We start from the raw sequence: 7,911 nt of genomic DNA on the forward strand, positions 1-7,911 counted from the left end.
CGGCCTGCGCTGTCTGCTCCTGCCGGCCGACCCGGAGTGCCGGACGCGGGTGTTCTTCGGCGTCGGCGGGGGCGGACTGTTCCGGCTGCGCGGCGGCGAGTGGCAGGACATCGAGCCGTCCGCCGCCGAGCAGAGCGGCGCCCCCGTCGTCGGGTACGGGTCGCTGCCCGCGGCCGAGACCCCGGAGGGCGACCGGCTGACCATGGACCTCGGCATCACCACACCGCCCAGCCCCTACGAGCCCGCGCCCGCCCCGCCCCACGACCCGTTCCGCTTCCGCGCCTCCGTCGCCAGGCCGGGCGACACGCTCCTGCTCTGCAGCGCCGGCCTGGCGGAACCGCTGCGCGGGGAGCCGGCACTGGCGGCCCACCTCGCCACGCGGTGGACGCCCACCGACGCGCCCGGCCTCACCGCGTTCCTGGCCGACACCCAGGTCCGGGTGAAGGGGTACGCGGACGACCGGACCGCGGTGGGGGTCTGGGAGTCCTGACCAGGCACGACGCGGATCTCAGGCGCGAAATCCGCTGAACGTCTCCGGCGAAGAGGCGCTTCCCGGAGGCGTCACGGCCCCGCGTGTGACTTCATGGACGGGAACGAAGATCCGTACCGGCCGCCGAAGGGGCACGTGAAGTCATGGCCAAGCAGAACGTCGCCGAACAATTCGTGGACATCCTGGTCCGCGCGGGCGTCAAGCGCATGTACGGAGTCGTCGGCGACAGCCTGAACCCGGTCGTCGACGCGATCCGCCGCAACAGCGCCATCGACTGGATCCACGTACGCCACGAGGAGACCGCCGCCTTCGCCGCCGGGGCGGAGGCGCAGGTCACCGGCAAGATGACCGCCTGCGCCGGCTCCTGCGGGCCCGGCAACCTGCACCTCATCAACGGCCTCTACGACGCGCACCGCTCGATGGCCCCGGTCCTCGCCCTCGCCTCGCACATCCCCTCCAGCGAGATCGGCCTCGGCTACTTCCAGGAGACCCATCCCGACCGGCTCTTCCAGGAGTGTTCGCACTACAGCGAGATGATCTCCAGCGCGAAGCAGATGCCGCGCGTCCTGCAGACCGCCATCCAGCACGCGGTCGGCCAGTCCGGCGTCAGCGTCGTCACGCTGCCCGGCGACATCGCGGACGAGGCGGCCCCCGACCAGGCGGTCGAGACGGCCCTCGTCACCTCCCGGCCCAGCATCCGGCCCGGCGACACCGAGATCGACAAGCTCGTCGAGATGATCGACGAGGCCGACAAGGTGACCCTCTTCTGCGGCAGCGGCACCGCAGGGGCGCACGCCGAGGTCATGGAGTTCGCCGAGAAGATCAAGTCGCCGGTCGGCCACGCGCTGCGCGGCAAGGAGTGGATCCAGTACGACAACCCCTTCGACGTCGGCATGAGCGGGCTGCTCGGGTACGGCGCCGCCTACGAGGCCACCCACGAGTGCGACCTGCTGATCCTGCTCGGCACCGACTTCCCGTACAACGCGTTCCTGCCGCAGAAGGACGTCAAGATCGTCCAGGTCGACGTGCGGCCCGAACACCTGGGCAGGCGCTCGAAGTTGGACCTCGCCGTATGGGGCGACGTGCGCGAGACGCTGCGCTGTCTGACGCCGCGCGTGAAGCCCAAGAGCAACCGCCGCTTCCTCGACAAGATGCTGAAGAAGCACGCCGACACCCTTGAGGGCGTCGTCAAGGCGTACACCCGCAAGGTCGACAAGCACGTCCCGATCCACCCCGAGTACGTCGCCTCGGTCCTGGACGAACTCGCCTCCGAGGACGCGGTGTTCACCGTGGACACCGGCATGTGCAACGTATGGGCCGCGCGCTACATCTCGCCCAACGGACGGCGTCGCGTCATCGGCTCGTTCTCGCACGGCTCCATGGCGAACGCGCTGCCGATGGCCATCGGCGCCCAGTTCGTCGACCGCGAGCGCCAGGTCATCTCCATGTCCGGTGACGGCGGCTTCTCGATGCTGATGGGCGACTTCCTCACGCTCGTCCAGTACGACCTGCCGGTGAAGGTCGTCCTGTTCAACAACTCCGCCCTGGGAATGGTGGAGTTGGAGATGCTCGTCGCCGGCCTGCCGTCCTACGGGACCACGAACAAGAACCCCGACTTCGCCGCGGTCGCCCGGGCCGCGGGCGCGTACGGCGTCCGCGTCGAGAAGCCCAAGCAGCTGGCGGGCGCGCTGAAGGACGCCTTCAAGCACAAGGGACCCGCCCTGGTCGACATCGTCACCGACCCGAACGCGCTGTCCATCCCGCCGAAGATCAGCGCGGACATGGTGACGGGCTTCGCGCTGTCCGCGTCGAAGATCGTGCTCGACGGCGGCGTGGGCCGCATGGTGCAGATGGCACGCTCCAACCTGCGCAACGTGCCGCGCCCCTGACCGAGGACCGGTGCCCGGCCCCCCGCGTACCGGGGGCCGGGCGCCGGCGCGTCACACGGGCCGCAGCCGCAGCGTCAGGATCTGGAACGGGCGCAGGTGCAGCGCGAGCCCCGTGTCCGAGGTGTCCGCCGGCCGCAGCGGCCGCTCCAGCAGGTCCGTCTCGTCGGCGCCCGCCACCGGGAACGCCGCCGACAGCGTCGCGCTCGCGCGCCCGCCGCGGGACTCGTAGAGGCGCACCACCACGTCGCCGCTGCGGTCCTCGGCGAGCTTCACCGACTCGATAGTCACCGCCGGGTCGTCGACCGCGACCAGTGGGGCGACGTCAGGGACGGTCGCGATCCGCAGCGGCAGATTGAGCGCGAGCCCGCCGGCCACCGCGTCGCCCGTCGTGGCGCCCGGCAGCAGCGCGTACGTGAAGCGGTGCGTACCGAGGTCGGTCTCCGGATCGGGGCTGTGCGGGGCGCGCAGCAGCGTCAGCCGCACCGTGGTGCCCAGGCCCCGGTCGTGCGGGGTGCGCGTCACGTCGTGGCCGTACGTCGAGTCGTTGAGCAGCGCGACCCCGTACCCCTCCTCCGCCACTCGCAGCCAGCGGTGCGCGCAGATCTCGTAACGGGCCGCGTCCCAGCCGGTGTTGGCGTGCGTGGGCCGGTGCACATGGCCGAACTGGATCTCGGCGGCGGACCGTTCGGCGTGCACGTCCAGCGGGAACGCCGCCTTGAGGACCTTCTCCGACTCCTGCCAGTCGATGTCCGTGACGACGTCCAGGCGGCGGCTGCCGGCCGCGAGCCGGTACTCCTGGGTGACGCGGGACGCTCCGAAGGCGCGGGTGACGCGGACCGAGACCCGCAGCGGCCCGTCCTCGACCAGCTCCACCGACTCGGCGTCCGTGAGGTCGGTGCGGGTGTGCCGGTAGTGCGCGTCCAGGTCCCACGCGTCGTACTGGGTGGGGTGGTCGGGGTGCAGCTGCAGGAGGTTGCCGCGCAGGCCCGGGGCCAGGACCTCGCGGCCCCCGGCCGCCACGTCCCTCACGGAGGTGAGCAGCCCGTCGCCGTCGATGGTGACGGTCAGGTGCTCGTTGGCGAGGACGATCTTCTCGTCGGCCTCGCGGGTGGCCGCGGCGCGGGCGCCCGGACCGCGGGTGTGCGCGGCGGCCTCGGCCAGCGAGCGGGTGCCGAGCCCGGCGACGTCCACATGCACCAACTGCCCGTCGTGGTCGACGACTTCACTGCGCGGGTACGGGGAGGCGTTGAGCACGGACGGTTCGCCGCCGCCGAGACGGCCCGCCGCCTCGGCGGTGAGCACGTCCAGCTCGGCGAGGACGCGTGCGTAGGTCTCCCGGGCCTCCCGGTGCACCCACGCGATCGACGAGCCCGGCAGGATGTCGTGGAACTGGTGCAGCAGCACCGTCTTCCAGATGCGGTCCAGGTCCTCGTACGGGTACGCGTACGAGGGATCGCGCAGCGCCGCCGCCGTGCACCACAACTCGGCCTCGCGCAGGGCGTGTTCACTGCGCCGATTGCCCTGTTTCGTCTTCGCCTGCGTCGTGTAGGTGGCCCGGTGCATCTCCAGGTACAGCTCGCCCGACCACACCGGCGCCTTCGCCCCATACTCCTCGTACGCCGACGCGAAGAACGCCGCCGGCTTCTCGATCTCGACGCGCGGCGAGCCCTCCAGGGAGCGCAGCCGGCGCGCCTTCTCCAGCATCTCGCGGGTCGGGCCACCGCCCCCGTCGCCCCAGCCGAAGGGCACGAGGGACTGCGAGGCGCCGCCCTTCTCCGCGAAGTTCCGTTCGGCGTGGGCCAGTTCACTCGCGTGGAACTGGGAGTTGTAGGTGTCCACGGGCGGGAAGTGCGTGAAGACGCGGGTGCCGTCGATGCCCTCCCACCAGAACGTGTGGTGCGGCATCTTGTTCGTCCGGTTCCAGCTCAGCTTCTGCGTCAGGAACCACTTCGCCCCCGCCAGCTTCGCCAGTTGCGGGAACGCCGCGGTGTAGCCGAAGGAGTCCGGCAGCCAGATCTCCTGCGTCTCCACGCCCAGCTCGTCCCGGAAGAACTTCTTCCCGTGCACCAGCTGGCGGGCCAGCGCCTCGCCGCCCGGCATGTTCGCGTCCGACTCCACCCACATCGAGCCGACCGGCGCCCAGTTCCCGTCCGCCACCGCCTTCTTGATGCGGTCCCAGATGTGCGGCTGGTGCTCCTTGACCCACGCGTACTGCTGCGCCTGCGAGCACGCGAAGACCAGCTCGGGGTAGTCCCGGGCCAGCGCCGTGACGTTCGCGAACGTCCGCGACGCCTTGCGGACCGTCTCGCGCAGCGGCCACAGCCACGCCGAGTCGATGTGCGCGTGCCCGGCGGCCGAGACCCGGTGGGCGCTCGCGTGCGCGGGACGGGCGAGGACCTCGGCGAGCTCGGCGCGGGCGGCGGCCGCCGTGCCGTGCACGTCGTGCAGGTCGAGCGCGTCCAGCATCCGCTCCAGGGCCCGCAGGATGTCGTGGCGCCTGCCCCGGTCCGCGTCCAGCTCGTGCATCAGCTCGGAAAGGACCTCGACGTCGAGGACCAGATGCCAGACGTCCTCGTCGAGTACGGCCAAGTCGGCAGCGCGGAATCGGTAGATGGGCCGATCCCCGGCAGTCAGGACGTCACCGAGGGAGGTGGGCTCGAAGTCACGCAGTACGGCCGGATTGGCCGCCGCCTCCAGCAGCAGATGGACGGGTTCGCCTCCCACGGCCCGCGCCGCGACCGTGAGGTGCCGATTGCGCGGGTGGATCCCCTTCAGGGGCACGCCCGAGGCGTCGTACAGCAGCCCCTCCGCCTGGAACCCGGGGCCCTGGCCGCTGAACCCCGGGTCCACCACGGCCTCCACGTGCCGCCCCTCCCACGCGGCGGGCACCTCGCCCCGTAGCCGGAACCAGCTCGTCGACCAGGGCTTCCCCCACACGGCGCCGGGCTCGAAGGGCTCGTACGTCCCCTCCAGCGCCTCGGCCACGGGCACGGGTTCCCCGGGTGCGTGCCACACGCTCAGCGCCAGGGGTGTCCGTGCGGCGTACTGTGCGGGGCGTACGAACTGACGCATCGCCCGCCCCAGTCGGCCCTCCACGAGCTGTCGGTCGTCGTGCACGGCGGCTCCTTCCGGTCCTCGTGCGGTACTCGTCCTGCCGGGATCCTCACGCTTCTTTCCCCGCGCCGCTCGCGGACACCCGCCAGTGGTGGACGAATCAACAAGAGTCGCCGCCACGCCCACGGGGCATGCATCCCCGTGTACGCGTTCGACGAACAGGCCGAGCAGCACGAGTCCAGAGCGAGAAAGGCATCGGGATCGGCGTGTGGGCGGGGGTCATGAGAAGGCAGGCGCACGACACGGAGGGCATACCGGCCCCACAGGGGGACGGACGGCAGCGGCAGTTCACGCGGAAGCTGGGCAGGGCGGACCTGAGGGCCGTACCCGAGACCAGGCGTGCGCTGCGCGAGCTGCTCCGTCACTGGGGCAGGCCCGGAAGAGCGGAGACGGCCGAGCTGCTGACCAGTGAACTGGTCACCAACGCGCTGGTGCACACGGACCGGGAAGCGGAGATCACGGCGACGGTGGGCCCGCGCGGCCTGCGGGTCGAGGTCCGTGACTTCGCCGCACGCAGGCCCAAGCTGCGGGTACCGCACGCCGACAGCGGTACGCACGGCACCAACGGGCGGGGCCTGGTCCTGGTCCAGTCACTCGCGGACGCCTGGGGCGTCGCGGCACTCGGCACCGGAAAGGTGGTGTGGTTCGAACTGGACGGCGGCGCCGTGTGACCACGACGCCGCCGTGGGGGCGACACGCTCGGCCTCAGCCGAACTGCTGCTCAAGGTCCTTGAGCTTTCGCTCGAGCGTGTCGAGCCGGGGCAGCGCCTGCGTGTCGTCCTCCGCCGTCAGGTCGACGGTGACGGGCGCCGGCGTGTCAGCGCCACTCCTGACGGCTTGGAGCGAGGGCCGGGCGCGCAACGGCAGTTGATCCTGCGGGGGCTGCTCTGCCGGTGATATGGCAGGCTCCGTGCCGCTCTGCGCGGAGCCCGACGCGGTCACCGCGGGCACCTCCACCTGCGTGCCGCCGCGCCCGGTGAACGTCCGGTGGCCCCTGCTGAGGGCCCGCAGCTGCGCCCGCTCCAGCTTCTCGTGCTCGCGCCGCCGAATGCGGTCGGTCGCCTTCTGCCGCTTGTCCTCGCGCACCTCGTCGACGGCCTCGTCCAGCGTCCGCACGCCCTCCAGGAGCATCAGCGACCAGGCGCTGTAGGTCTCCCGGGGCGCACGCAGCCACCGCACCATCCGGATCTGCGGCAACGGCCGCGGCACCAGGCCCTGTTCGCGCAGCGCCGCACGGCGGGTCTGCTTCAGGGCGCGGTCGAACAGGACGGCCGCCGACAGGGACATCCCCGCGAAGAAGTGCGGGGCGCCCGCGTGGTCCAGGCCTCGTGGCGCGTGCACCCAGTTGAACCAGGCGGCGGCGCCCGCGAACGTCCACACGAGTATCCGCGAGCCGAGCGCGGCGTCGCCGTGGCTCGCCTCGCGCACCGCGAGCACCGAGCAGAACATCGCGGCGCCGTCGAGCCCGAACGGGACGAGGTACTCCCAGCCCCCGGTCAGGTTGAGGTTCTGCTGGCCGAAGCCGACCAGACCGTGGAAGGAGAGTGCGGCGGCGACGGCGGCGCAGCAGAACAGCAGCACGTACGAGGCGGTCCCGTAGACGGCCTCCTTGCGCCTGCGGCGCTCCTCGCTGCGCTCCCACGTCTCGTCGGCGGACGCGCCGTTCTTGCCGGTGTCCCCGGCGCGCTTGCCGCGCGCGAGCACCGCCACCGCCGCCAGCAGGCCCAGGAGCAGCACGGCGCCCGGAAGCAGCCAGTCCAGCGATATGTCGGTCAGTCTCATCTGGGGGTCCCTTGCGTAGCGAAAACAGAAGTACGGCGCGGAGCGCCTCGCCCGAGGGGTGGTGGTGGGGGACGGGAGGGCGAACGGGCGCCATATTGGCGCAGCCGTCCGAGCCCGCAGGGGGATTCGGGACAAGAGAACGCCATTGGAGTGCAAGGGGGCGCGTAAAGCGTCCGTACGCTCGAACTCCCGCCGCCATAAGGGAAGTTGAGTTCGATTTATGTCACACGGACGGGTGGTTCAGGCCGCGGCGGTGGCGGTGAGCTTCGTGACGCGGTCCGCGTCGCAGGTGCGCGGGCAGGTCACGCAGGTGTCCTCGGGGCGCAGTGTGTAGAAGAGGCAGCAGCTCGCGCGGTCTCGGGTGGGCAGCGACTCCCCGTCCGGGCCCGTGAGTTCGCGGAAGGCGGCCTTGCCGACGTACGGCTTCGTCGTGCCCGGCAGCAGCTCCTCCAGCGCGTTCATCGCACGGCGCTCCTCGCCGAGCAGATGGCCGACGTACCAGAGGCTCTCGACGATCTCGTCCGTCGCCATGCCCCACAGGGCGCGCGGCCCGCGCCGCATCCGCGGGCCGAAGCCGGTGAGGACCGGGCCCAGGTGCTCGGCCACGGCCGCCCGCAGCTCCGCGCGCAGGGCCTC

5 protein-coding genes and 1 pseudogene are annotated in these 7,911 nt (G+C 71.7%); 3 read left to right on the plus strand and 3 right to left on the minus strand.

The window, feature by feature from the left end; all coding sequences use genetic code 11:
- Together G3I40_RS24970 and G3I40_RS24975 are read left to right on the plus strand one after the other, a co-directional pair.
- A pseudogene (locus G3I40_RS24970) lies at window positions 1–490 on the plus strand (protein phosphatase 2C domain-containing protein); the annotation flags it as partial.
- A 143-nt stretch (window positions 491–633) separates the two neighbouring features.
- The gene (locus tag G3I40_RS24975; protein WP_164304367.1) at window positions 634–2,379 is read left to right on the plus strand and encodes a pyruvate dehydrogenase; all 1,746 of its coding nucleotides are present in this window, start codon (window positions 634–636) and stop codon (window positions 2,377–2,379) included.
- A 51-nt stretch (window positions 2,380–2,430) separates the two neighbouring features.
- Here the strand turns inward: G3I40_RS24975 and G3I40_RS24980 are convergent, their stop codons facing one another.
- Window positions 2,431–5,496, minus strand: a complete 3,066-nt coding sequence (locus tag G3I40_RS24980; RefSeq protein ID WP_164304368.1) for a glycoside hydrolase family 38 C-terminal domain-containing protein — start codon at window positions 5,494–5,496, stop codon at window positions 2,431–2,433.
- A gap of 218 nt (window positions 5,497–5,714) precedes the next feature.
- On the opposite strand from G3I40_RS24980, the gene G3I40_RS24985 reads away from it, so the two are divergent.
- Complete coding sequence (locus G3I40_RS24985; RefSeq protein ID WP_164304369.1) at window positions 5,715–6,164, plus strand: ATP-binding protein; 450 nt, start codon at window positions 5,715–5,717, stop codon at window positions 6,162–6,164.
- A 34-nt stretch (window positions 6,165–6,198) separates the two neighbouring features.
- Here the strand turns inward: G3I40_RS24985 and G3I40_RS24990 are convergent, their stop codons facing one another.
- Both G3I40_RS24990 and G3I40_RS24995 read right to left on the minus strand, forming a co-directional pair.
- Window positions 6,199–7,275 carry a DUF2637 domain-containing protein gene (locus G3I40_RS24990; RefSeq protein ID WP_164304370.1) on the minus strand — a complete coding sequence of 359 codons (1,077 nt, stop codon included), beginning with the start codon at window positions 7,273–7,275 and terminating at the stop codon, window positions 6,199–6,201.
- 240 nt (window positions 7,276–7,515) lie between these two features.
- Window positions 7,516–7,911, minus strand: a 396-nt coding sequence (locus tag G3I40_RS24995) for a (2Fe-2S)-binding protein (protein ID WP_164304371.1), incomplete at its 5' end; no start/stop codon positions are given.

The organism is Streptomyces sp. SID14478, from assembly GCF_010548525.1.
In the GTDB taxonomy this organism is placed as follows: domain Bacteria; phylum Actinomycetota; class Actinomycetes; order Streptomycetales; family Streptomycetaceae; genus Streptomyces.